This window comes from Sphaerisporangium sp. NPDC004334, from assembly GCF_053602655.1.
Genome location: NZ_JBSGDZ010000004.1, coordinates 1 through 23,737, shown reverse-complemented (window position 1 = coordinate 23,737; position 23,737 = coordinate 1). Strand labels below are relative to the sequence as shown.

Below are 23,737 nucleotides of genomic sequence, written 5' to 3'. Positions count from 1 at the left end.
GCGCGGCGTCGCGTCAGCGTGCACGCCGCCATCCCCGGCGTCCTTACGGAGGCGGCAATGGCCAAGGCAGTCGGCATCGACCTGGGTACCACCAACTCCGTCATCGCCACGACCGAGGACGGCCAGCCGGTGGTCATCCCGAACGCGGAGGGACAGCGGACGACGCCGTCGGTGGTGGCCTTCACCGACACCGGGGAGAGGCTCGTGGGCCAGCTCGCGCGGCGGCAGGCCATCCTCAACCCCAAGGGCACGCTCTACTCCGTCAAGCGCTTCATCGGCCGCCGGTACGACGAGGTGGAGAGCGAGATCCACGCCGTCTCTTTCGACGTGGCGCCCGGCCCGGACGACGCGGTGCGCTTCAAGGTCGCCGGCAAGCTGTACGCGCCGGAGGAGATCTCCGCCCTGGTGCTGCGCAAGCTGGTCGCCGACGCCGCCAAGTTCCTCGGCGAGAAGATCACCGAGGCGGTGATCACGGTGCCCGCGTACTTCAACGACGCGCAGCGGCACGCCACCAGGGACGCCGGCAAGATCGCGGGCCTTTCGGTCATGCGGATCATCAACGAGCCGACCGCCGCCGCCCTGGCCTACGGGCTGGACAAGAAGGGCAGCGAGACGGTCATGGTGTTCGACCTCGGCGGCGGTACCTTCGACGTGAGCATCCTGGACATCGGCGAGGGCGTCATCGAGGTGCGCTCCACCTCCGGTGACACCCACCTCGGCGGCGACGACTTCGACCGCCGGCTGGTCGACCACCTGGCCGACGAGTTCCAGTCCCAGACCGGCATCGACCTGCGCCGGGACCCCCAGGCCCTCCAGCGGCTGTTCGAGGCCGCGGAGAAGGCCAAGGTGGAGCTGTCGTCGGTGACCCAGACGACCGTCAGCCTGCCGTTCATCACCGCCGACGCCAACGGGCCCAAGCACCTGAACACCACGCTGATGCGCTCCACCTTCGAGGAGATCACCAGGGAGCTGGTGGAGCGCACCATGGGCCCGGTCCAGCGGGCGATGGAGGACGCCAAGCTGTCGGCCGACGACCTGGACGAGGTCATCCTGGTGGGCGGCTCCACGCGCATCCCGGCCGTGCAGAGCCTCGTGCGCCGCCTCACCGGAGGCAAGGAGCCGAACATGACGGTCAACCCCGACGAGGTGGTGGCCGACGGCGCCGCGGTCCAGGCCGGCGTGCTCAAGGGCGAGGTCAAGGACGTCCTGCTGCTGGACGTCACCCCGCTGTCGCTGGGCATCGAGACCCTCGGCGGGGTGATGACCAAGGTCCTGGAGCGCAACACCACCATCCCGGCCCGCAGGACGGAGACCTTCAGCACCGCCGAGGACGACCAGAACGCCGTGGACGTGGTGGTCCTGCAGGGCGAGCGCGAGCGCGCGGCCGACAACCGGGCCCTCGGCCGGTTCCGGCTGGAGAACATCCGCCCGGCGCCCCGCGGAGTGCCGCAGATCGAGGTCACCTTCGACGTCGACGCCAACGGCATCCTCAACGTCGCCGCCAAGGACAAGGACACCCGCGCCGAGCAGCGCATCACGATCAGCGAGAGCTCCAACCTGGACAAGGGCGAGATCGACCGGATGATCCAGGACGCCGAGCGGCACCGCACCGAGGACGCGAGGGTCCGCGAGGCGATCGACGCGAGGAACGAGCTGGACTCGGTCGCCTACCAGGTCGAACGGCGGCTCGGCGAGCTGGGCGAGGCGGTGCCCGTCCACGAGAAGGCCCGCGCCGAGCAGCTCGTCTCCGACGCGAGGCAGGCCGTCAAGGAGGAGGCGCCGGTCGAGCGGCTGCGCGACCTGTCCTCCGAGCTGCAGCAGGTGTTCCACGGCCTCGCCGCGGTCACCGCCCAGCAGCAGCGGCCTTCGGACCAGGAGCAGGGCGCCGGCCCGTCCGCCTCCCAGGGGGCCGCGCAGGGCGGCGGGGCGAAGGGCGGCGACGACGTCATCGACGCCGAGTTCACCACGTCGGACTGACCCCGGGACCGCACGCAGGATCGACACGCAGGATCGACAGGAACGATCGACACGCAGGATCGACACGCGGGAGTGACGACGCCGGACCGACACGTCGGACCAGAAGGAAACGGACATGGCCGAGGAACGCGGTGAGACCCCGGGGGGCACGGGGCGCCCGGGGCGCCCGCCCCCCGCCGGGGCGTACGGCGAGCCCGCCGGGCGTCCGCCGGCCCGGGCGCCCGGCCAGGGGCCGGACCGCTCGCCCGCCGGGGACGGCGGGAACGCCGAGGACACCGACGCCAGGATGGCCGAGCTGGAGGACCGCTGGCTGCGGTCGGCGGCGGAGCTGGACAACCTGCGCAAGCGCGTCGCCAGGGACGCCGAGCGCATCCGCGCCGAGGAGCGGGCCCGCACCGTGCGCGAGTGGTTGCCGGTCGTCGACAACCTGGACCTCGCCCTGCGGCACGCCGACGCCGAGGCCGGTGCGGTCGTCGAGGGGGTGCGCGCGGTACGCGACCAGGCCGTCGCCATGCTGGCCCGGCTCGGGTTCGCCCGGCACGAGGAGCTGGGCGTGCCGTTCGACCCGGTCCACCACGAGGCCGTGGGCACGGTCGCCGACCCAAAGGTCCCGGCGGGGACGGTCGCGGGCGTCGTGCGTCCCGGGTACGGCGACGGCGAGCGCCAGCTCCGCCCGACGGCGGTGATCGTCGCGACGGCGCCGGAGCGGCCGGAACCGGCGGGGTGATGGCGGCGCGGGATTTCTACCAGGTGCTGGGAGTGCCGAGGACGGCCACTCAGGACGAGATCCAGCGCGCCTACCGCAAGCTCGCCCGCGCCTACCATCCCGACGTCAACAAGGACCCCGGCGCCGAGGAGAGGTTCAAGGACGTGTCCGAGGCCTACGACGTGCTGTCCGACCCGGCCAAGCGGCGGCGCTACGACGCGTTCGGCCCGGACTGGCGGTCGGTGCCCGAGGACGTGGACCCCGACGCCTACCGCCGGGCCGGCGCCGGCGCGGGGGCGGGCTGGGCCGGCGCGCCGTGGGATGCGGCGGCCGGCGCGGGCTCCGGGCGCGGCCAGGGCTTCCGGTACACCTCCGACCAGGCCGGCATGGACATCGATCTGGAGGAGCTGCTGGGCGGCATGTTCGGGCGTGGAGGGGGCGGCCGGCGCCGCTGGGGCCCGGTCCCGGGGGCCGACCAGGAGGCCGAGATCACCCTCGACGTCGGCGAGGCGTTCCACGGCGGGCGCCGTCCGATCACGTTCCAGGGCGCGCAGGGGTCGCGCACCTTGCAGGTGACGATCCCGCCGGGCGTGACGGACGGCCAGCGCATCCGGCTGGCCGGCCAGGGCGGCCACGGCGCCGACGGCGGCCGGGCGGGGGACCTGTACCTGATCGTCCGCATCGCCGACCCGCGTTACCGGGTCGAGGGGCGCGACATCCACGTTCCGCTGCCGCTGACCCCGTGGGAGGCGGCGCTCGGGGCGACCGTGCCGGTCGACACGCCCGGCGGGGAGGCGAAGGTCAAGGTGCCGCCGGGCACGTCCTCGGGCCGCCGGCTGCGGCTGCGCGGGCGCGGCCTGCCCGACCCCAGGGGCGCGCCGGGCGACCTGTACGCCGAGGCGCGCGTCATGGTGCCGTCGAAGGTCACCGACGAGGAGCGCGGCGCGTTCGAGCGGCTGGCGGCGGTCTCACACTTCAACCCCAGGAGCGGAGCGCCGTGACCCCGGCGCCGGTCTCCCGCTTCGACCCCAGGAGGTGAGCGCCGTGACCTCGCGGAAGCGTCCCATGACGACGGCCCTGACCCCGGCGCCGGGCATCGGCGTCGAGTCCTTCGCCCGGGCGGGCGGCCTGCACCCCGATCTGGTGCGCAGGCTGGTCGCCCTCGGCCTGCTGGAGCCCATCGACCGGTGCGGGGAGGAGCTGAGGTTCGCGCCGTCGCAGCTGGTCGTGCTCGGGCGCATCGAGCGCCTGCACGAGGGCCTGTCGCTGAACTACGCCTCACTGGGCGTGGTGCTCGACCTGCTCGACCGCATCGCGGAGCTTGAGGCGGCCCTGCGCCGCCACGCCTCATCGACGACGGGAGTGTCATCGTGGACCCGAACCGACTGACCCAGAAGTCGCAGGAAGCCCTGCACGACGCGCAGACCAAGGCGATCCGCCACGGGCACACCGAGGTCGACGGCGAGCACCTGCTGCTCGCCCTGCTCGGCCAGCAGGACGGCCTGGTGCCCCGGCTGCTGACGGCGGCGGGCGGCGACCCGGACAAGCTCACCCTGGAGCTGGAGTCGGAGCTCCAGCGGCGTCCCAGGGTCGGCGGCCCCGGCGCCTCCCCCGGCGAGGTGTACGTGACCCGCCGGCTGTCGCGGCTGTTCGACCAGGCCGACCAGGAGGCCAGGCGGCTCAAGGACGAGTACGTCTCGGTCGAGCACCTGCTGCTCGCCCTGGCCGACGAGGGCGTCGAGACCTCGGCCGGGCGGCTGCTGCAGGGGCACGGCATCGCCCGCGACCGGCTGCTGTCGGTGCTGACGCGCATCCGCGGCAACCAGCGGGTGACCTCGACGCATCCGGAGGTCGCCTACGAGGCGCTGGAGAAGTACGGCATGGACCTGGTCGCCGCGGCCAGGGCGGGCAAGATGGACCCGGTCGTCGGGCGGGACGCCGAGATCCGCAGGGTCGTGCAGATCCTCTCCCGCAAGACCAAGAACAATCCGGTGCTCATCGGCGACCCCGGCGTCGGCAAGACCGCGATCGTCGAGGGGCTCGCCCAGCGCATCACCCGCGGCGACGTCCCCGAGGGGCTCAAGGACAAGACGATCTTCAGCCTGGACATGGGGTCGCTCATCGCGGGCGCCAAGTACCGCGGCGAGTTCGAGGAGCGGCTCAAGGCCGTGCTGACCGAGGTCAAGGCGTCCGAGGGCCGCATCCTGCTGTTCATCGACGAACTGCACAACGTCGTCGGGGCCGGCGCCAGTGAGGGCGCCATGGACGCCGGCAACATGCTCAAGCCGATGCTGGCCCGCGGCGAGCTGCACCTGATCGGCGCGACCACGATCGTGGAGTACCGCAAGCACATCGAGAAGGACGCCGCCTTGGAGCGCAGGTTCCAGCCGGTGTTCGTGGAGGAGCCGTCGGTCGAGGACGCGGTGTCGATCCTGCGCGGCCTGCGCGAGCGGCTGGAGGTCTACCACGGCGTCAAGATCATGGATGCCGCGATCGTCGCGGCGGTCGTGCTGAGCCACAGGTACATCTCCGACCGGTTCCTGCCGGACAAGGCCATCGACCTGGTGGACGAGGCGTGCGCGATGCTGCGCACCGAGATCGACTCGATGCCGGCCGAGCTGGACGAGCTGACGCGCCGGGTGACGCGCCTTTCGATCGAGGAGGCGGCGCTGGCCAAGGAGGACGACCCGGCGAGCGCCCAGCGGCTGGAGGGCCTGCGCAGGGAGTTGGCCGACCTGCGGGCCGAGTCCGACGCCATGCGCGCGCAGTGGGAGGCCGAGCGGCACGCCCTGAGGAAGGTGCAGCAACTGCGCCAGGAGATCGAGACGGTGCGGCGCGAGGCGGAGCGGGCCGAACGCGGGTACGAACTCGACCGGGCCGCCGAGCTGACGCACGGCACGCTGCCGGAGCTGGAGCGCAGGCTTCGCGCGGCCGAGGAGCAGCTGGAGTCCAAGCAGGGCGCCCACCGGCTGCTGCGCGAGGTGGTGACCGAGGAGGAGATCGCCGGCATCGTCTCCCGGTGGACCGGCATCCCCGTCAGCCGCCTGAAGGAGGGCGAGCGGGAGAAGCTGCTGCGGCTGGAGGAGATCCTGCACGAGCGGGTCGTCGGCCAGGACGAGGCGGTGCGGGCGGTGGCGGACGCGATCATGCGCGCCCGGTCGGGCATCAAGGACCCGCGCCGGCCGATCGGCTCGTTCATCTTCCTCGGCCCCACCGGGGTCGGGAAGACCGAGCTGGCCAAGGCGCTGGCGCAGGCGCTGTTCGACACCGAGGAGAACATGGTCCGCGTCGACATGAGCGAGTACCAGGAGCGGCACACCGTCAGCCGGCTGGTCGGCGCCCCGCCCGGGTACGTCGGCTACGAGGAGGGCGGCCAGCTCACCGAGGCGGTGCGGCGCAAGCCGTACTCGGTGGTGCTGTTCGACGAGATGGAGAAGGCGCACGCCGATGTGTTCAACATCCTGCTCCAGGTGCTCGACGACGGGCGGCTGACCGACGCGCAGGGCCGCACGGTGGACTTCCGCAACACCGTGATCATCATGACGTCCAACATCGGGTCGCAGTTCCTGATGGACAGCGTGACCGCCGTGGGCGAGATCGACCAGCCGGCGCGCGACCTGGTCATGGCGGACCTGCGCGGGCACTTCCGCCCGGAGTTCCTCAACCGGGTGGACGACACGGTGCTGTTCAAGCCGCTGACCGAGCCGGAGGTCGAGCGGATCGTCTCGCTGATGTTCGACGACGTCAGGACGCGGCTGGCCGACCGGATGATGAGCCTGGAGGTCACCGGGGCCGCGCTGCGGTTCATCGCCGAGCAGGGCTTCGACCCGGTGTACGGCGCCCGCCCGCTGCGCCGGTTCATCGCCCGCGAGGTCGAGACGCGCATCGCCCGCGCGCTGATCGCCGGGGACGTGCGGGACGGGGCGGTCATCCGCGTCGAGGTGACCGACGGCGATCTCGTCGTCTCCTACGACAACCCCGGCGGCGCGTGACCGCCGCCGGGACGGCCGGGGATGATCGTCATCCGACGGGCACCGGTGTGTGATCACCGGTGCCCGTCGCCGGAGGACCGCCCGCAGTGATCGTTCGCCCGGCGGTCGTCAAGGAATTTCGTCCAGGGCGGAACAGGGCCCGTGGCAATTCGCCGGCAGCGGAAAAAGCGCGGCCGGTGACGCCGACAGTGAAAAAGGTGTCGGCCGGCCGGAACGCCTGGCACCGTTGAAGACGTAATTCGCCGCGCCGGAAAGGCGCGGCGTTCACGCGTCCGATTCAGGAGCAGGTGGCAATGGTGTTCTCCGGCGTTCATTCCTTTGATCCGTTCGCGTCCGCCCGCGCGGGCCGCGTCGTTGGTTCGCACCCGGTCGAGGTGCCCCCGCCGGGGGTGCTCGACGTCCTGGGCCAGCGACTGCTGCGCGAGCGCATCGTCTTCCTCGGAAAGGAGGTGGACGACGATATCGCCAACAGAATCTGCGGCGAGCTTCTTCTGCTGTCCGCCGAGGATGCCAAGCGGGATATCTTTCTCTACATCAACTCGCCCGGCGGCTCCGTTTCCGCCGGAATGGCGATTTACGACATCATGCAATATGTCCCTAATGACATCTCCACGGTGGCGATGGGGCTCGCCGCCTCGATGGGGCAGTTCCTGCTCTGCGCCGGAACGGCGGGCAAGCGTTACGCGCTCCCGCACACCCGCATCCTGATGCACCAGCCGCTGGGCGGCATCGGCGGCACGGCCTCCGACATCAAGATCCAGGCCGAGCAGATGCTCTACACCAAGAAGCTGCTGGCCGAGCGCATCGCCTTCCACACCGGTCAGCCGGTGGACCAGATCGAGCGCGACTCCGACCACGACCGCTGGTTCACCGCCGAGGAGGCCCGCGAGTACGGCTTCATCGACAAGGTGGTGGGCAGCGCCGCGCTGGTGCCCTCCGCCGGCCCGGTGTCCTGACCCGAGACGAGGAGGGGTCAAGCCCATGTCAGAACGCCGACCCGAGCTCTCCGCCGGCGTGGCGCCCATCGCCGCCAGGTACGTCGTGCCGTCCTTCACCGAGCGCACGACCTACGGCGTCAAGGAGATGAGCCCGTACAACAAGCTGTTCGAGGACCGCATCATCTTCCTCGGCGTGCAGATCGACGACACCTCGGCCAACGACGTGATGGCCCAGTTGCTGACGCTGGAGTCGCTCGATCCCGACCGCGACATCAGCATCTACATCAACTCGCCGGGCGGGTCGTTCACGGCCATGACCGCGATCTACGACACCATGCAGTTCGTCCGGCCCGAGGTCCAGACCGTCTGCATCGGCCAGGCGGCCTCCGCCGCGGCCGTGCTGCTGGCGGCCGGCGCCCCGGGCAAGCGGGCGGCGCTGCCGCAGTCGCGCGTCCTGCTCCACCAGCCGTCGATGGAGGGCAGCTTCGGTCCCTCCAGCGACATGGAGATCCAGGCCCGCGAGATCATCCGCATGCGCGCCCTGCAGGAGGAGCTCCTCGCCCGGCACTCGGGCCGCACGGCCGAGAGCGTGCGCGCCGACATCGAGCGCGACAAGATCTTCACCGCCGAGGAGGCCAGGGCGTACGGCCTGGTCGACGACATCTTCGCCAACCGCAAGCGCGTCGCCGCCCTGGTGCGCTGACATGACGACGGCGCCGCCCGCGGGGATGCGTCTCCCCGCGGGCGGCGCCGTTCGTCCGGGTCAGACCTGGCCGGCCTTCTCCAGGCCCTCGCAGCAGGTGCCGACGATCAGCCGGGTGACCACGTACGGGTCGCAGTTGGCGTTCGGGCGGCGGTCCTCGATGTAGCCGTGCTTGTCGACCTCGACCTGCCACGGGATGCGCACCGAGGCGCCGCGGTCGGAGACGCCGTAGCTGAACTCACTCCACGGGGCGGTCTCGTGCATGCCGGTGAGCCGCTTCTCGATGCCCGAGCCGTAGCCCGTGATGTGCTCCTGGGCCTTCTCGCCCAGGGCCTCGCAGGCGGTGATGATGGCGTCGTAGCCCTCGCGCATGGCCTTGGTGGAGAAGTTGGTGTGCGCGCCGGCGCCGTTCCAGTCGCCCTGCACCGGCTTGGGGTCGAGCGTGGCCGACACCTCGAAGTTCTCGGCGATGCGGTAGAGCAGCCACCGGGCGATCCAGAGGTGGTCGGCCACCTCGACCGGCCCGGCCGGGCCGACCTGGAACTCCCACTGGCCGGGCATGACCTCGGCGTTGATGCCGGAGATCGCCAGGCCCGCGGTCAGGCAGGCGTCGAGGTGCGCCTCGACGATGTCGCGGCCGTACACCTCGTCGGCGCCGACGCCGCAGTAGTAGAAGCCCTGCGGGGCGGGGAACCCGCCGACGGGGAAGCCGAGCGGGCGGCCGTCCTTGAAGAAGGTGTACTCCTGCTCGATGCCGAACCAGGACTCCTGGTCGGCGAAGCGCTCGGCGACCGGGGTGAGCAGCGCCCGCGTGTTGGTCGGGTGCGGCGTCATGTCGGTGAGCAGGACCTCGCACAGGACGAGCACGTTGTCGCCGCCCCGGATCGGGTCCGGGCAGGTGAACACCGGCTTGAGCACGCAGTCGGACGCCTTGCCCGGTGCCTGGTTGGTGCTGGAGCCGTCGAAGCCCCAGATCGGCAGGTCGGCTCCGTCGGCAAGAATCCTGGTCTTCGACCTGAGCCGGGCGGTCGGCTCGGTGCCGTCGATCCAGATGTACTCGGCCTTGTAGGTCACGACGATCCCTTCAGCAAGGCAGACCCCTCTCGTGTCCGCAACGCCGAGGTTTCCAATCAGCCGTTTCGAAGCTGTTGCCCGTTTATGAACGCCGTGTGAAATGGTCACAGGGAAGCAGTGGCGTTGCTCACACGTCCTCGCTGGTCAGCGCCTTGATCAGGTGTAGAGGTCTAGACCTGTGGCGCCGTCGGCGGGGCCGTATCCTCGGCCAGGACGAGGGTCAGCAGGCCGGGGAAGCGGGCGTCGAACTCGGCCCTGCGGAGCCGGTTGAACCGGCGCGGCCCCGTGTCCAGTCGAACACTCGCGACTCTACCTCTCACACCCCGCGTCGCATGGCGCGGGTGCCCCATGTCAGGCCGATCGCGGCGACGGCGGCCGCGGCGGCCACCCCGTACAGCACCGACAGGTCGGCGAACCGTCCCGCGAACAGCGCCCGTTCCGCCTCGACGACGTAGGTCACCGGGTTCAGCGCGGCGGCCGTCCGCAGCCAGGCCGGCCCCCGGTCGATCGGCAGCAGCACGCCCGACAGCAACATGAGCGGGAACGCCACCACCTGCGTGACCGCCCAGAACAGCTGCCCGCTGGGCTGGGAGGCGATCGCCAGCACGAACGACAGCGCGCCCAGCCCCGTGCCGAACACGATCAGCAGCGCCAGTGCGGCCAGCACGCCCGCCACGGGCAGCCGCAGGCCGAGCGGCACCGCGAGGCCGATGAGCACCGCCGCCTGGGCCAGCAGGATCACGAACTCCTTCAGGATGCGCCCGACCAGCATCGACGCGCGGTCGAGCGGGGTGACCAGCATCCGCTCCATCGAGCCGCCCAGCAGCTCTATGAGCAGCGAGTACCCGGCCAGCATCGGCCCGGACAGGCACATCATGATGAGCGTCCCGGGCACGAACCACTGCCACGGCGAGGTCGCCCCTTCGGCTCCGGCCCACCCGCCCTGGCCCGTCGTGCCCGCGAGCAGCGGGCCGAACAGGAACAGCAGGAGCAGCGGCTGCGCCATGGCGAAGACCGTGCTGTACGGTTCGCGCAGCGCGGGGACGATCTCCCGGACGAAGACCGTCCGGGTGTCCTGGAAGAAGCGCCGGCTCATGCCCATCCCTCCTTCCGGCCGTCCCGGCCGTCGCGCCCGTCCCGGCCGTCGCGCCCGTTCTGGTGCTGATGGTCCTGCTGGTCCTTCGGGCCGTCCTGATCGGCCGACCCGTCCGGCCCCGCCGGGGGGCCGTGGCCGGCATCGTCGCTCTCGAGCAGGGTGCGCCCGGTGAGCGCGAGGAACACGTCGTCGAGCGTGGGCCGGGCCGTCTCGGCGGCGGCCACTCGCACGCCCGCCTCCTCCAGCGTCCGCAGGTACGCCGGCAGCACCGCTGCGGCGTGCGGCACCCGCATCTCGACGGCCGTCCCGGACACGCCGACCCCCTCGGGGCCGGCGACGCGCCCGGCGGTGACCGCGGCCCGCGCGGCGTCCTGCTCGGTCGCGGCGGTCACGGTGATGCGGTCGCCGGCCAGGTCGCTCTTGAGGTTCTCCGCCGTCCCGTCGGCGATGATCCGGCCACGGTCGATGATCACCACCCGCTCGGCCATGCTGTCGGCCTCCTCCAGGTAGTGGGTGCTCATGAACAGCGTCGTGCCGTGCTCGGCGCGCAGGCGCAGGATGTGCCCCCAGATGTCGGCGCGCCCGCGCGGGTCGAGCCCGGTCGTCGGCTCGTCCATGAAGAGCAGCTCGGGCCGGTGGACCAGCCCGAGGGCGATGTCCAGACGGCGGCGCTGCCCGCCGGACAGGGTGCCCGGCCGGCGGTCGGCCAGCGCCTCGAGCTCCAGCATCCCGAGCACCTCGTCGGCCCGCCGCCGCGCCACCGGCACGGGCAGGCCGTAGCAGCGTCCCTGCGTGACCAGCTCGTCGCGGACGCGGAAGCTCTCGCCGGCGCTGTTCTTCTGCCCCACGTACCCGATGCGGGCGCGCACCCCGGCGGGGTCGGACACCACGTCGCGGCCGGCGACGGTCGCGGTCCCCGAGGTCGGGGGCAGCAAGGTGGTCAGCATGCGCAGGCTGGTGGACTTTCCGGCGCCGTTCGGGCCGAGGAAGGCCACCAGCTGTCCGGGCTCCACGTCGAGGTCGATACCGCGGACGGCCTCGACGGCACGGCGTCGCACCGTGAACCGCCGGGTCAGTCCTCGGGCATGGATCATCGTCCCCTCCTCAAGGGGTTGCGGGCGTTCACGGGCATGGCGAGAGAACCCCCGCCGGGGGTGTTTCGGTGATGATTCATCTTCGACCGGCCCGGCCGGAACTGGCAAACGTGAACGTCGCATTCACATACGGCCGCCACCTGCGGGAACGCCTTTCACCGCCATTCTGGGAAAGGCCGTCGCGGTGGCGAATTCTTCCGCTGTGGATCCCTCTGACCTGCTCTTTCGCGGCGGGAAAGGGAAAAGGCGAAAAAAGATTGGAGGGCTGCCCGCCCGCCGGCGCGTCCGGCCGGCGCGTCCGGCCGGTACGGACGTCCGGGGGCGCCGTCAGCCGCCGGTTTCCAGGGGGACGCGGAGCCAGTACGGGGAGCGGGCGCCGGGCAGGTAGGGGCTGTCGAGGCGCTTGGCGAGGACGGCCGGGATGCCCTGGTCCCTGGCCACCTTCAGCACGGCCTTGCCGTCGCCGGGGAACCACGGGGTCGGCTGCCAGTGGCGGTCGCGCAGGGACAGGTGGTCCAGCGTCCTGCGCCGGTCGCGGTAGGGCCTGCCGAGCAGGTCGCCGGTGTTCAGCCGCAGCACGTCGAAGATCATGTAGATCACGGTGCCGCCGACCTCGGCGATCCGGCCGTCCAGCACGGCGGGCAGGCCCCAGGCGGCCTTGCCCAGACCGGCGAGCTCCTCCAGGCCGGGAGTGGTCTCCGGGGTGAGCGGCGCGCCGTCCGCGCCGATGAAGCGCGCCTTGCCCTCGCCCAGGATCGCCAGGGCGCGGGTGCCGCCGAGGTCGAACTCGAAGCCGTACGCCTCCTGGTCGCGGGGTGGCCGCTTGCGGTCCTCCGCGAGCATGGGACGCAGGCCGTCGGCGGGCGGCGGCCCCTCCCGCGGCGGCGGGTCCATCCGGTGGATCATCCAGTTCTTGCCGTCGGTCGGGAACAGCACGTACCGGCCCGAGGACCGTGCGCCGTGCAGCACGAACTTGATCTCGCGGTCGGTCCACTTCTCGGTCTCGTAGGTGCCCCGATCCCAGATGAGCATCAGCCCGCCGCCGTACTCGCCCGCGGCGATCTCCCCCTCGAACGTCGCGTACTCCAGCGGGTGGTCCTCGGTGTGCACGGCCAGGTGGTTCGGCGTGCGGTCCAGCGGCAGGCACTTCGGGATCGCCCACGACACCAGCACGCCATCGCGCTCAAGCCGCAGGTCCCAGTGCAGCCGGCGGGCGTGGTGCTCCTGGATGACGAAGGTGTCGTCGTTCCCGGTGGGCGGCGGCCCGGGCTCGGGGACGGGTTCGGGGGTGCGGGCGGCGTCGCGCTTGCTCCGGTAGGTGTCGAGCTTGTCGGCCGGCATTGCCGGTTATTACCCACACTCGGGCGGCGCGCACCCCGCATCGCCTGTCCGGGCGTCTGTTCCGCATCGCCGCGCGGGTCAGTCCCCGACCTCGGCCGCCGGTTCCGGCCGCGGCTCCGGGACGTCGGGGCCGCCGGCGGGGTCCTGCGGGACGGCGCCGGCCGGGTCCTGCGGGACGGGGGTCCAGGCGGCGGTCAGCGCGCCCCCGAGCAGCCCGAGGACCATCCCCAGCAGGAAGCCGCCGACGTTGACGTAGACGACCGAGGCGATCGACAGCAGGATCGCCACGACGCCCAGGAACACGCGCTGCGCCGGCTGGAAGACGATCAGCACGCCGAGGGCGATCATCGTGATCGAGAGCAGGTACGCCAGCCCCGCCTCCACCGAGTGGACGATCAGCGGCAGCGCGTCCAGCGAGAAGGGCAGGCTGATGAGTTCCACCCCCGCCAGCAGGGTGAGCAGGCCGCCCCAGAACGGCCGCGAACGCCGCCACGCTCTCATCGCCGCCCGCCCTCGCGGCCGTGCGGCGGGCGCGGCGGGAGGATCGGGAGCGTCGTCCACGGGGGGAGCGTCGTTCACGCCGGGCGTCCGGTGCGGGCCCGGGCGCTCGGGCAGGGGGTGGCGGTCATCGGTCGTCAGAAGCACTCGTGGTCGCCCAGCAGGATTCGGAGCGTCAGATTCGGCAACTCGAGCCGTGCGGCGCTGAGCGCCAGGAACACCTGCCGGCTGTTGCGCGAGACGACCTTCGGCGCCTGCACGCCGGGCGTCCCGGGCGGGCCGGTGATGCCGGGGATCTGGTCCAGCGTGCTGGCGTCACGGCCGAGTTCGATGCCGGTGTAGGTGACATCGCCGGAGATCATCGTCGCCTTGAGGACCTGGCGGATGGCGACGACCGGCCGTCCGTCGTTCCCGGCGGTGGTGCGCACGGTCACCGGCCCGATCGGGGTGTTCAGCAGGTAGCTCTGGCACAGGTTGAAGGTCTCGAGGCGCCCGCTGGCGACGATGTAGACGGGGATCTTCTGCCCGTCCTTGGTCTCCACGAAGCCGCCGAACTCCTCGTCCCCGAACGCCTTGACCAGGTCGGCCGACGACTTGATCGGCGTCCCGGCGACGACGAACGACGCGCCGACGGCGCCCTGCACGGTGGCGCCGACCAGCATCGCCGCCGCGGCCGTCGCGGGGGTGAAGATCATCGCGAAGCGCTTCCACCGTACGCGACCCTGTTCACGCATGGCCACACTCCATGTCACCGGCAAGCTGGACGGACACCTGCCGTGACGATCCGCACGGCTACCAGGCGAGCATGAGGATCAGCCGCTCCTCCGATCAACCGGCCACGCCGGATATCGTCGTACGTTTGCGCTGATCAGCGGCCGGTGGCCGAGAAATGGGCCCGGAAAGAAAGGATCTTGACAGGCCCCAGGGCTACCCCTGACGCGCCCCGGCGCCCCAAGGGCCGCCCCGGCGCCCCAAGGGCCGCCCCGGAGACCCCCGCCCCCCAGCAAGCCGCCCGACAACCAGACCGCCGCCACCCCCCACCGGATCCCCACCGCACCCACACTCCGCCGTCCGGTTCACCCCGCTTCACCTCGCTTCACCGGGCTCCACTGGCCCCGCGCTGCACCGTCCGGTCGGCACGCCGCACCGGGTCTCTATGTTCTCCCGCGCTACGCCATCCGGGTTGGCGCGCTCGGTACCGGCGGCCTTGTCAGGTACGCCACGGCATGTGCTGGAGCGTCCAGGTGTTGCCGTCCGGGTCGGCGAAGAAGGCGTAGTAGACGCCGCCCATGTCCTCGACGGGGCCCACCTCCGCGCCGCGCGCGACGAGCTCCGCGCGCGCCTGCTCGATGTCGCTCACCACCAGGTGCAGGGCGCGCAGCGAGCCGGCCGGCATGTCGGCCTGCGGAAGGCCCTCGGTGAGGGTGATCGAGCAGGCGGAGCCCGGCGGGGTCAGCTGGACGACCCGCACCCCCTCCGCCGGCCGGACGTCGACGTCCACGGCGAAGCCGAGCTTGTCGGCGTAGAACGCCTTTGCCCGGTCGATGTCGGAGACGGGCACCGGTACCAGTTCGAGCAGATACGCCCCAGGACGCACGGGCAGCGTGACGCCCCCCACCGCGGCGTCCTCGGCGCTCTCTCCGGACTCGGCCTTCGCGTCATGGGTTTCGGTCATCGTGATCGGCCTTTCGTCATGTCGTCGAGCAAATCATCATGGGCGACGGCGCCAGCCGTTCCGTCGAGTGCGGTGACCACACACGTTCACCGGCGCGGCTCTCCACCCGGCCATGTGCTGGAGGTGGCCGGCGCCGGGTCGGCGGGTCGTGGTACGGCGATGCCGGCGCCCGCTACGGCGCCCGAGCCGGTGAACGTTCGCGGACACCGCACCGGAACGCCGCACCGCCCAGGAGTGACGCGCATGCTCACGGAAGCCGCCCCCGACGTGGCTGGGCGATACTGAGGAGTATGAGACGAGAGCAGTTCGCCGTCGACTTCGACGCCTTCGAGCGGGCCGGCTGGCGTGGCCGCAGTGAGGCGTACAAGCAGGGCATCGCGCCGCTGACCGCCCACCTGATCGAGCCGCTGCTGGACGAGGCGCGGGTCGGCCTCGGCAGCCGCGTCCTGGACGTCGGCTGCGGCCCCGGCGGGGTGAGCGCGGCGGCGCTGGCCCGGGGAGCGGAGGTGACGGCCGCGGACGCCGAGCCCGAGATGGTCGCGGCCACCGCGCGGCGCCTGCCCGGCGTGCGGGTCGAGCAAGCGATCCTGCCCGTCCTGCCGTTCGGGGACGAAGAGTTCGACGCCGCCGTCGGCAACCTCGTCATCAACCACGTCGGCGACCCGCGCGCCGCCGTACGCGAACTGCGCCGCGTCGTCCGCCCGGGCGGCAGGGTGGCGCTGACCTCCTGGTACTACCCGAGGATGCGCGCCATCGTCGTCTTCGACGAGGCGGTCGCCGCGGTGGGGGTGCCCCGGCCCGCCGACGTCCCCGAGAAGTCCCCCTTCCAGGCGTACGGCACCCCGGAGTCGTTCGCCGGTCTGCTGGAGGACGCCGGGTACACCGAGGTGCGCGCGCGGACCCTGGAATGGGAGCACACGGTCGACCCGGAGGAGTGGTGGACCGCCATCCTCAACGGAACCGCCCGCACCGCAGCCGTGATCGCCCGGCAGAACCCGGCCACCATCGAACGCGTGAAAGCCGCCTACCACGCCATCCTCGCCCCCCACCTCACCGACGACGGCCGCGTCACCCTCCCCGCCGCCGCCCTCCTCACCTCCGCCACCCGCTGACCCACCACCGGCCGTCCCGCCACCCGCTGACCCACCACCGGCCGTCCCGTCACCGGTCGGGCTGTGACCGGCTGGCCTGTGACCGGTTGGGCTGTCACGGTCCGCCGCCACCGGCTGTGGAGGGGTTCTTCCGCTCGGGGTGCTCACTGGACGGCGCCGGGTCGGTGGGAAGGTGTACGGAGATGGCGGCGCCGCCGTACGTCGAGCAACCTTGCGCCCCGACGCGGCGGACCCGGTGGCCGCATCGCATCGAAGGCACCGCCGGCCCGCATGTCCGGTCGGCCGCGCTTGCTCGCCGGCTTCACGTCAGGCGGGTGGTCCGCGTGACCTCCTACAGTGGCGCGACGGTCGCGAGTACTGCCCGTGCGGTCGTCCCGTCCGGCCAGGTCCACCCGGCGACGAGGTGTCCGGGCAGGCTCTGCGCGGCATCCGCCGGCCGCAGAACGCGGTTGACCCGAACCTCGCCCCCATTGCCGGGGGCGGTCGCGTGCACGGTGACGGTCGGGTCCGGGGTGTCGCTCTGGCTCTGGTGCTGCGGGATCGCCTCGCCGCGCAGCAGGGCACGCAACCGCGCCATCACCACCGGGTCGTGGACGCCGTCGTAGATCCACCGGGTGCCGAGGACCCCGTGCTCGGAGGTGCCGATCAGCGCCTCGCCGGGAGCCTCCTCCAGCGCCGCGTCACGGTATCCCATCGGCACCAGATACGCGGTCGGCTCCTGCGCGGTGGCGTCCACCACGACCATGAACTCGATGCCGACCGCGCCCTCCGGATCGTCCAGGCGGAATCCGCCGGCCCTGACCAATTCCGGCGTTCCCGTCTCGCCCACGTACCAGCTCTGCTTCGGCAACCAGTCGGCGAGCAACTCCAGCTTGGTGGGCGTCATGGTGGTGTGGTGGATGAAGGCCATGCGTACTTCCTCACGCGCAGGGTGTGGGCCCGTCCTCCAACGGGAGGGCGCCCCTTCGAAACGCTCCCTATTCCAGCACCTTTCGGTATCCGGGTGTCATTGGCGGAGCAATCCGGGCCGGCGCCCATGGCGCACCGGCCAGTGACCCTCTCCCCGAGGCGGCACGCCGTGACAAACCGCCAGTATGCGGAGAAATGCGGACGAAACGTGATCGTCGGATCATGGCAATAGATCACGCTCACACTTGCCTCCAGAGATCTTGGAGGTGTCTGTGGACTACAGCAGGCGTGGATTCCTCACCGCCGTCGGTGCCTCGGGCGGCGCCGGCGCACTTCTGGCCACGATGGGCGCGCTCGGACTCGCGCCCACGGCCGAGGCGGCGAGCCGCACCCGGTTCGACCCACCCCGGCCGTCCGACTTCACCCTCACCGGCAGAGGGGCGAAGAAGGTGATCGTCCTCGGCGCGGGCGTCGCCGGCCTCGCCACCGCCTACGAACTGGGCAAGGCGGGATACGACTGCACCGTCCTGGAAGCGCTCGACCGGGTCGGCGGCCGCAACTGGACCATCAGGGGAGGCGACCGGATCACCGAGCTCGACGGGTCTACCCAGATCGCCCGCTTCTCCGATGGCATCTACATGAACGCCGGCCCGGCGCGGCTCGCGCAGTGGATGGTCACCATGGACTACTGCCGCGAGCTGGGCGTCGACCTGGAAGTGTTCACCAACTCCAACGCGCAGACCTACATCTTCAACGCCTCGGCAGGGATGACCGCCCCGGTCACCTGGCGCACCGCGAAGGCGGACGTCTACGGCTACATCTCCGAACTGCTCGCCACCGCCACCGACGGCGGCGCGCTCGACGCCAAGCTGACCGCGCAGGACAAGGACCGGCTCCTCACCTTCCTGCGCGGCTTCGGCGCGATCGGCACCAAGGCCGACGGGTACGCCTACACCGGCAGCGGCGACCGCCGCGGGTACAGCACCGACCCCGGCGCGGGGGAGCAGCCGGGCGTCCCCCTCGGCCCCGTCCCGTCCCTGTCGGACGTGCTCGCCAGCGGCGTCGGCCAGCGCTTCTCCTTTGAGCTCGGCTACGACCAGGCCATGCTGATGTTCCAGCCGGTCGGCGGCATGGACGCCATCCCCAAGGCGTTCGCCGAGGCCATCGGCAGGCACAAGATCTGGCTGCGGTCGAAGGTCACCAAGATCACCGACCTGCCGAACGGCGTCGAGATCGAGTACCAGGACAAGAACGGCAGGGTCCGCACCGTCAAGGGCGACTTCTGCGTGGCCGCCATGCCGCCGCACCTGCTCGCCAGGACCCCGCACAACCTCGGCCCGGACGTCCAGGCCGCCCTCGCGACGCCGACCGTCACCTCCTCCGGCAAGATCGGCCTGGAGTACCGCCGCCGCTGGTGGGAGATCGACGACAACATCTACGGCGGCATCACCAACACCGACCTCGACCTGTCGGTCGTCTGGTACCCCTCCTACGGGTACGGCAAGCGGCGCGGCCTGGTCATCGGCTACTACAACAACGGCGCCAACCAGGACGCCTACGCCGCGCTCCCGCACGCCGAACGGGAGAAACGGGCCATCGAACAGGGCATGAAGATCCACGGCGCCAAGTACCGCGACGAGTTGGTCACCTCGGTCTCGGTGTCGTGGAAGCGTCAGCCGTTCATCGAGGGCGCCTGGGTCGGCTGGCCGTCCCGCACTGGCGGCTACCAGCTTCTCAACAGGCCGGCCGGCCACGTCCACTTCGCGGGCGACTGGCTCAGCTACCTCATCGCCTGGCAGGCCGGCGCCCTGGAGTCGGCCAGAAAGACCGTAACCGACCTCCACCAGCGCGTCCTCGCCCACTGACCGACCACGGCGCCCGGGGCGACCCTCCCTGTCCCGGGCGCTTTCGCGGTCCGCCGACGGCGATGGACGCGGGACCCTCAGGCGTAGATCACCCGCCGGCCGGTGCGGCGTGGACGGGGCGGGCTCCGCGGACGTTGAGCATGATGGCGTACACCGACGTCGAGGCGGTCATGAACAGCCAGTTGCGCTTGAGCCCGCCGAAGACCAGGTTGGAGGTCTTCTCCGGCAGGCGCAGCTTCCCGATGAGCGTGCCGTCGGAGGCGAAGCAGTGCACCCCTTCGTGGGTCGCCGCCCAGATGCGGCCGGTGTCGTCCAGCCGGATGCCGTCGAACGAGCCGGCCGTGCACTCGGCGAGCACCTTCCCGCCGGTCAGCGTGCCGTCGTCGTGCACGTCGAAGACCCGCAGGTGCCTGCGGCGGGTGTCCACGACGTACAGCAGTCGCTCGTCGAGCGAGAACGCCAGCCCGTTGGGCCGGACGAAGTCGTCCGCCACCACCCGCACCTCGCCCGTGACCGGGTCGGCGCGGTACACCTGGTCGGCCCCGATCTCGCTGTCGGCCCGGTGACCCTCGTAGTCGCTGGTGATCCCGTAGGAGGGGTCGGTGAACCAGATGGACCCGTCGGACTTCACCACCACGTCGTTCGGGCTGTTGAACCGCTTGCCCTCCCACCGGTCGGCGATGGTGGTGACCGAGCCGTCGTGCTCGGTGCGGGTCACCCGCCGTTGCCCCTGCTCGCAGGAGATGAGCCGCCCCTGGGCGTCCAGGGTGTGCCCGTTGGTGTACCCGGCCGGCGTCCGGAACGGCCCCACGGCGCCGGTCAACTCGTCCCAGCGCAGCATGCGGTCGTTGGGGATGTCGCTCCACAGCAGATAACGCCCCGCCGGCACGTACACCGGCCCTTCGGCCCACCGGCAGCCCTGGTAGATGCGCTCGACGCGCTCGTCGCCCCCGACCGTGGCGAACCGCTCGTCCAGCTCCTCCAGCTCGGTGGGAATGGTCTCCGTCATGACCCCAGCAAATCCTACCGAACGCCATATCGTCAATCAGCCTTATATCGATATCTCGTCTCATGGACCTGCATAGACACAAGATGTCGTTCGGGAGTCGGGTGATAACGTCCCCTCATGGACGACATCGACAGGGCGCTGATCGGCCTTCTCCAGCAGGACGCCACCCGCTCCTACGCCGCGCTGGGCGCGGCCGTGGGCCTGTCCAGCGGTGCCGCCCACGAGCGCGTCCGCAAACTGCGCGAACGCGGCGTCATCCGGCGTACGACGGTGGACGTCGATCCCGTGGCCGCCGGCCGGGGCGTCCTGGCGTACGTGCTGGTCGACGGCACCACGTGGATGGGCGACACCCGCCAGGCGCTCAGCGCCATCCCCGAGGTGGAGGAGGCCCACGTCATCGCCGGCCCCGCGTCCCTCCTCCTCAAGATCAGGGTCGCGACCACGCAGGACCTCCAGGACGTCCTGCGCAGACTCTTCGAGGTCGACGGCGTGGCCAGAACCCAGACCATCGTCGCCCTGGAGACCTTCTTCGAACGCCCCCTCCACGTCCCCGCCCCGGACATGCCACGGTGAGCGGACGGGATGCGACCGGGGTGGCGGCGGGTCGCTAACCTGGGGCGTGATGAACCGTTTGACGACGTCGAGAGGTGGGTTCGACCTCACCCGCTTCCCCGAGAGTCCCCGTGACCCGCTTCGCGCCTGGGACGCCGCCGACGAGTATCTCCTGCGGGAGCTCGAGGGGATCGACGGCGCCCCGACGGACCTGTCGGGCACCGTGGTGGTGCTGAACGACCGGTGGGGCGCCCTGGTCACGGCGCTCGCCGATCACCGTCCCGTGCAGATCACCGACTCCTACCTCACCCAGCAAGCGACCCAGGCGAACATCGAGCGCAACGGGGTCGCGGCGGACGCCGTGCGACTGGCCACGACCCAGGACCCGCCGCCGGACCGCATCGACGTGCTGCTCGTCCGGGTGCCGAAGAGCCTCGCCCTCCTTGAGGACCAGCTGCACCGCCTGGCCCCGCACGTGCACGCGGGCACCGTGGTCGTCGGCGCGGGGATGGTGACCGAGATCCACACCTCGACGTTGAGGCTGTTCGAACGCATCCTCGGGCCGACCAGGACGTCGCTGGCCGTGAAGAAGGCGCGGCTCATCTTCTGCGCGCCCGATCCGGGGCTGTCCCGGGGCGAGAACCCGTGGCCGCGAAGCTACGCGCTGCCCGCCGGCATCGGCGCGGTGTCGGGCCTGACCGTCACCAACCACGCGGGGATCTTCTGCGCCGACCGCCTCGACGTCGGCACCCGCTTCTTCCTCCAGCACCTGCCGTCGCGCCGCGGCCCCGAGCACGTCGTGGACCTGGGCTGCGGCAACGGGGTCGTCGGGCTCGCCGCCGCGCTGGGCAACGGCGAGGCCCAGGTGACGTTCATCGACGAGTCCTACCAGGCGCTGGCGTCGGCGGAGACGACCTTCCGGGCGCACATCGACAACGCGGACGCGAGCACCACCGCACGGTTCCTCGCCGCCGACGGCATGTCCGGCGTCCCCGCCGGCACGGTGGACCTGGTGCTGAACAACCCGCCGTTCCACGCCCACCGTACGACGACCGACGAGACGGCCTGGCGGATGTTCAACGGGTCACGCGCGGCGCTCCGCCGCGGCGGTGAGCTGTGGGTGGTGGGCAACCGGCATCTCGGCTACCACGCCAAGTTGCGCCGGCTCTTCGGCAACTGCGACGTCGCCGCGAGCGACCCCAGGTTCGTCGTCCTCCGAGCCGTCAAGCACTGACGCCGCCACCGGCATCTGGGCACTCCATCAGGGCTGGTCGCCCCTGAGCGCATTCATGCGCCGGTGTAGAGGCGGTCCAGGTCGACGAGTTGGACGGCGGAATCACGCCGGGCCAGGGTGCGCAGGTCGTCGCTGAAGCCGGTGCCACTGAACAGGAGCAGGCGTGTGCGCTCGGCGTCGACGCCTTCGCGGGCGCGGAGCAGGTCGCGGATCCGGCCGAGCCGGCGCAGGTGTCCCACGCCCATGATGTCGTTCCATTTACATTCGCCGATGGCCAGGAGCCGCTCGCGACCGGCCTCATCATGGCCGAAGGCCGCGACATCGACCTCGTGAGCGGTCCGGTCGGTCGCGTCGGGAACGGTGCCGGCGGCCACCGTCGAGGGAAAACCGCCAATGGTCTCGGGGCGGCAGTACCAGCGGGTCCACTCGCGGCAGATGCGCTCGAAGTGCGGTCCGACGACCTTGCTGCGAAAGGTCGGCTGGAGGCGACGCCATACGTCCGGCGCGCGGCCGGGCCGTTCCAGTTCCCCCCAAGCGGATCGCATGACCGCGTGGTAGAAGGCGAGAAGAGGTTCGGCGATCTGGTAGGTGGAGCGGTTGCCGCGGAAGGCATCCCGCTCGTGCGTGATCATGCCGACGTCCTGGAGGATGGTGAGCGGGTGGGCCAGGTCGGTCGACTTGCGGCCGAGATAGGAGGCGATGCCGCCGCGGTTGTGATTGCCGTCGGCGATCGCGGCCAGCACAGAGTGGTATAGGGCGGTGTCGTGCAGCTCGGGTTCTTCGGCGAGCAGATAGCGGCCTTCGCGGAAGAGCGGGCGGCCGGGGTTGAGGACCGCGCGGACGATCCAGGAGTCGAAGTCGTCCGCGCCGGCGGGCGTGTCACCCTGGGTGAACTCCCGACGGTAGGCGGGGGTGCCACCCACGACGGCGTTGGTCAGCGCGGCGGTGCGCGGGTCGGCGATGTCCCAGAACCGGGCGGCGAGACGGAAGTCGAGGGTGGGCACGACCAGTTCCAGTCCGGCACGGCCGCGCAGCGGAGCGTTCCCCGACAAGATGCGTCCCATGAACGACAGGGCGGACCCGCACAGCAGCAGGCGGACGGGAGTGTTGCCGCGCTGGGCGGTCGGGTCCAGCGCGCGCTGGATGATGGAGGGCAGGGCGGGAGAGGCCTTGGCGAGGAACGGGAACTCGTCGATGACCGCGACCGTGGGACCGGCGGTGGCGATGCGCAGGAGCCGGGTGATGGCCTCGTCCCAGGTGGCGAAGCGGAACGGATGGGGCTCGCCGACGTACGCGGCGAGTGCGTCGCCGAACTGCCGCAGCGCGTCGGCTTCGGTGGTCTCGGTGCCAGTGAACATGAAGCCGCCGGTCGCGGTCGTGAGCGCGTCGAGCAGGAAGGTCTTGCCCTGGCGGCGACGCCCGGAGACCACACCCAGGGTCGCCTGGGGGGCCTCGTAGGTGGCGAAGCGGCTTAGCTCCGCCCACTCGAAGTCCCGAGCGAAGATCTCACTGGGCTTGTCCACACGCGCCTCCGATGTATAACTGCATCTATTATAGATCTGGTTATACAAACGGTGCGTGTCGACGGGCCACTCTCTGCTTGCGTGAGCCCACGAAGCCGATCGCGCCGGTACCCCCGGCGCGTCGGCGATTCCTCGCGCGGGAAGCGCGCGATCCCCTATCGTCGGACCGACACGCTGGAGGAGTGGATGTCCGACCTGTCCCCGTTACGCACCGGTGAGCCGGGCCGGTTCGGCGACTACAGGGTGCTCGGCCGCATCGGTCAGGGTGGCCAGGGAACGGTGTATCTGGCCGAGTCGTCCGCGGGGGACCGGGTCGCCATCAAGGTTCTGCACGCCTACCAGGCGATGGACCCGGACGCGGAGCGCCGGTTCCTGCGCGAGGTGGCCACGGCGCGGCGGGTGGCGACCTTCTCCACGGCACGGGTCATCGAGGTCGGCA

21 protein-coding genes and 1 pseudogene are annotated in these 23,737 nt (G+C 71.3%); 12 read left to right on the top strand and 10 right to left on the bottom strand.

Features of this window, described 5'->3' with window-relative positions; genetic code table 11:
• The first annotated feature begins 57 nt into the window (after nt 1-57).
• From dnaK to ACWEN6_RS05480, 7 genes are all read left to right on the top strand, one after another.
• Entirely contained in the window at nt 58-1,977 is a 1,920-nt protein-coding gene (gene dnaK / locus ACWEN6_RS05510) for a molecular chaperone DnaK (RefSeq protein WP_452569108.1), read from the top strand.
• 115 nt (nt 1,978-2,092) lie between these two features.
• Nucleotides 2,093-2,704 (top strand): nucleotide exchange factor GrpE, encoded by a 612-nt coding sequence (locus ACWEN6_RS05505; protein WP_452569107.1) that lies wholly within the window; start codon nt 2,093-2,095, stop codon nt 2,702-2,704.
• Nucleotides 2,704-3,684 (top strand): DnaJ C-terminal domain-containing protein, encoded by a 981-nt coding sequence (locus ACWEN6_RS05500; RefSeq protein ID WP_452569106.1) that lies wholly within the window; start codon nt 2,704-2,706, stop codon nt 3,682-3,684. Before ACWEN6_RS05505 ends, ACWEN6_RS05500 begins: the two co-directional genes overlap by 1 nt.
• 43 nt (nt 3,685-3,727) lie before the next feature.
• A complete protein-coding gene (locus ACWEN6_RS05495) occupies nt 3,728-4,072 on the top strand; it encodes a chaperone modulator CbpM (protein ID WP_452569105.1) in 345 nt (114 codons plus the stop codon).
• A complete protein-coding gene (clpB, locus tag ACWEN6_RS05490; protein WP_452569104.1) occupies nt 4,054-6,675 on the top strand; it encodes an ATP-dependent chaperone ClpB in 2,622 nt (873 codons plus the stop codon). The genes ACWEN6_RS05495 and clpB overlap by 19 nt, the downstream gene beginning before the upstream one ends.
• Nucleotides 6,676-6,968: 293 nt before the next feature.
• A complete protein-coding gene (locus ACWEN6_RS05485; RefSeq protein WP_452569103.1) occupies nt 6,969-7,631 on the top strand; it encodes an ATP-dependent Clp protease proteolytic subunit in 663 nt (220 codons plus the stop codon).
• A 25-nt stretch (nt 7,632-7,656) separates the two neighbouring features.
• Nucleotides 7,657-8,316, top strand: a complete 660-nt coding sequence (locus ACWEN6_RS05480; RefSeq protein WP_380824702.1) for an ATP-dependent Clp protease proteolytic subunit — start codon at nt 7,657-7,659, stop codon at nt 8,314-8,316.
• Between the two features lie 60 nt (nt 8,317-8,376).
• Here the strand turns inward: ACWEN6_RS05480 and glnII are convergent, their stop codons facing one another.
• From glnII to ACWEN6_RS05445, 7 genes are all read right to left on the bottom strand, one after another.
• Nucleotides 8,377-9,390, bottom strand: a complete 1,014-nt coding sequence (gene glnII, locus ACWEN6_RS05475) for a glutamine synthetase (protein ID WP_452569102.1) — start codon at nt 9,388-9,390, stop codon at nt 8,377-8,379.
• 316 nt (nt 9,391-9,706) lie between these two features.
• A complete protein-coding gene (locus tag ACWEN6_RS05470; protein ID WP_452569101.1) occupies nt 9,707-10,486 on the bottom strand; it encodes an ABC transporter permease in 780 nt (259 codons plus the stop codon).
• Entirely contained in the window at nt 10,483-11,580 is a 1,098-nt protein-coding gene (locus ACWEN6_RS05465) for an ABC transporter ATP-binding protein (protein WP_452569100.1), read from the bottom strand. The genes ACWEN6_RS05470 and ACWEN6_RS05465 overlap by 4 nt, the downstream gene beginning before the upstream one ends.
• 327 nt (nt 11,581-11,907) lie before the next feature.
• Complete coding sequence (locus ACWEN6_RS05460; protein ID WP_452569099.1) at nt 11,908-12,921, bottom strand: DNA polymerase ligase N-terminal domain-containing protein; 1,014 nt, start codon at nt 12,919-12,921, stop codon at nt 11,908-11,910.
• Between the two features lie 78 nt (nt 12,922-12,999).
• The gene (locus ACWEN6_RS05455) at nt 13,000-13,422 is read right to left on the bottom strand and encodes a DUF6114 domain-containing protein (RefSeq protein ID WP_452569098.1); all 423 of its coding nucleotides are present in this window, start codon (nt 13,420-13,422) and stop codon (nt 13,000-13,002) included.
• 134 nt (nt 13,423-13,556) lie between these two features.
• On the bottom strand, nt 13,557-14,153 hold the full coding sequence (locus ACWEN6_RS05450) for a DUF6230 family protein (protein ID WP_452569097.1): 597 nt from the start codon (nt 14,151-14,153) through the stop codon (nt 13,557-13,559).
• Nucleotides 14,154-14,629: 476 nt separating this feature from the next.
• Entirely contained in the window at nt 14,630-15,094 is a 465-nt protein-coding gene (locus tag ACWEN6_RS05445; protein WP_452569096.1) for a VOC family protein, read from the bottom strand.
• 290 nt (nt 15,095-15,384) lie between these two features.
• On the opposite strand from ACWEN6_RS05445, the gene ACWEN6_RS05440 reads away from it, so the two are divergent.
• Nucleotides 15,385-16,206 (top strand): class I SAM-dependent methyltransferase, encoded by an 822-nt coding sequence (locus ACWEN6_RS05440; RefSeq protein WP_452569095.1) that lies wholly within the window; start codon nt 15,385-15,387, stop codon nt 16,204-16,206.
• 331 nt (nt 16,207-16,537) lie between these two features.
• Here the strand turns inward: ACWEN6_RS05440 and ACWEN6_RS05435 are convergent, their stop codons facing one another.
• A complete protein-coding gene (locus ACWEN6_RS05435; RefSeq protein ID WP_452569094.1) occupies nt 16,538-17,116 on the bottom strand; it encodes a maltokinase N-terminal cap-like domain-containing protein in 579 nt (192 codons plus the stop codon).
• A 271-nt stretch (nt 17,117-17,387) separates the two neighbouring features.
• Between ACWEN6_RS05435 and ACWEN6_RS05430 the strand changes: the two genes are divergently transcribed.
• Nucleotides 17,388-18,980 (top strand): flavin monoamine oxidase family protein, encoded by a 1,593-nt coding sequence (locus tag ACWEN6_RS05430; protein WP_452569093.1) that lies wholly within the window; start codon nt 17,388-17,390, stop codon nt 18,978-18,980.
• 88 nt (nt 18,981-19,068) lie between these two features.
• Here ACWEN6_RS05430 and ACWEN6_RS05425 read toward each other — a convergent pair whose 3' ends face one another.
• A complete protein-coding gene (locus ACWEN6_RS05425) occupies nt 19,069-19,989 on the bottom strand; it encodes an SMP-30/gluconolactonase/LRE family protein (RefSeq protein ID WP_452569092.1) in 921 nt (306 codons plus the stop codon).
• 117 nt (nt 19,990-20,106) lie between these two features.
• Between ACWEN6_RS05425 and ACWEN6_RS05420 the strand changes: the two genes are divergently transcribed.
• Both ACWEN6_RS05420 and ACWEN6_RS05415 read left to right on the top strand, forming a co-directional pair.
• Nucleotides 20,107-20,562: an Lrp/AsnC family transcriptional regulator gene (locus ACWEN6_RS05420; protein ID WP_452569091.1), complete on the top strand. Its 456-nt coding sequence runs from the start codon at nt 20,107-20,109 to the stop codon at nt 20,560-20,562.
• Between the two features lie 49 nt (nt 20,563-20,611).
• Nucleotides 20,612-21,775, top strand: coding sequence for a methyltransferase (locus tag ACWEN6_RS05415; RefSeq protein ID WP_452569090.1), 1,164 nt, complete (start codon nt 20,612-20,614; stop codon nt 21,773-21,775).
• Nucleotides 21,776-21,828: 53 nt separating this feature from the next.
• On the opposite strand, the gene ACWEN6_RS05410 is transcribed toward ACWEN6_RS05415, so the two are convergent.
• Nucleotides 21,829-23,298, bottom strand: coding sequence for an AAA family ATPase (locus ACWEN6_RS05410; RefSeq protein ID WP_354916837.1), 1,470 nt, complete (start codon nt 23,296-23,298; stop codon nt 21,829-21,831).
• A gap of 186 nt (nt 23,299-23,484) precedes the next feature.
• Between ACWEN6_RS05410 and ACWEN6_RS05405 the strand changes: the two are divergent.
• Nucleotides 23,485-23,737: pseudogene (locus tag ACWEN6_RS05405) on the top strand (serine/threonine-protein kinase); the annotation flags it as partial.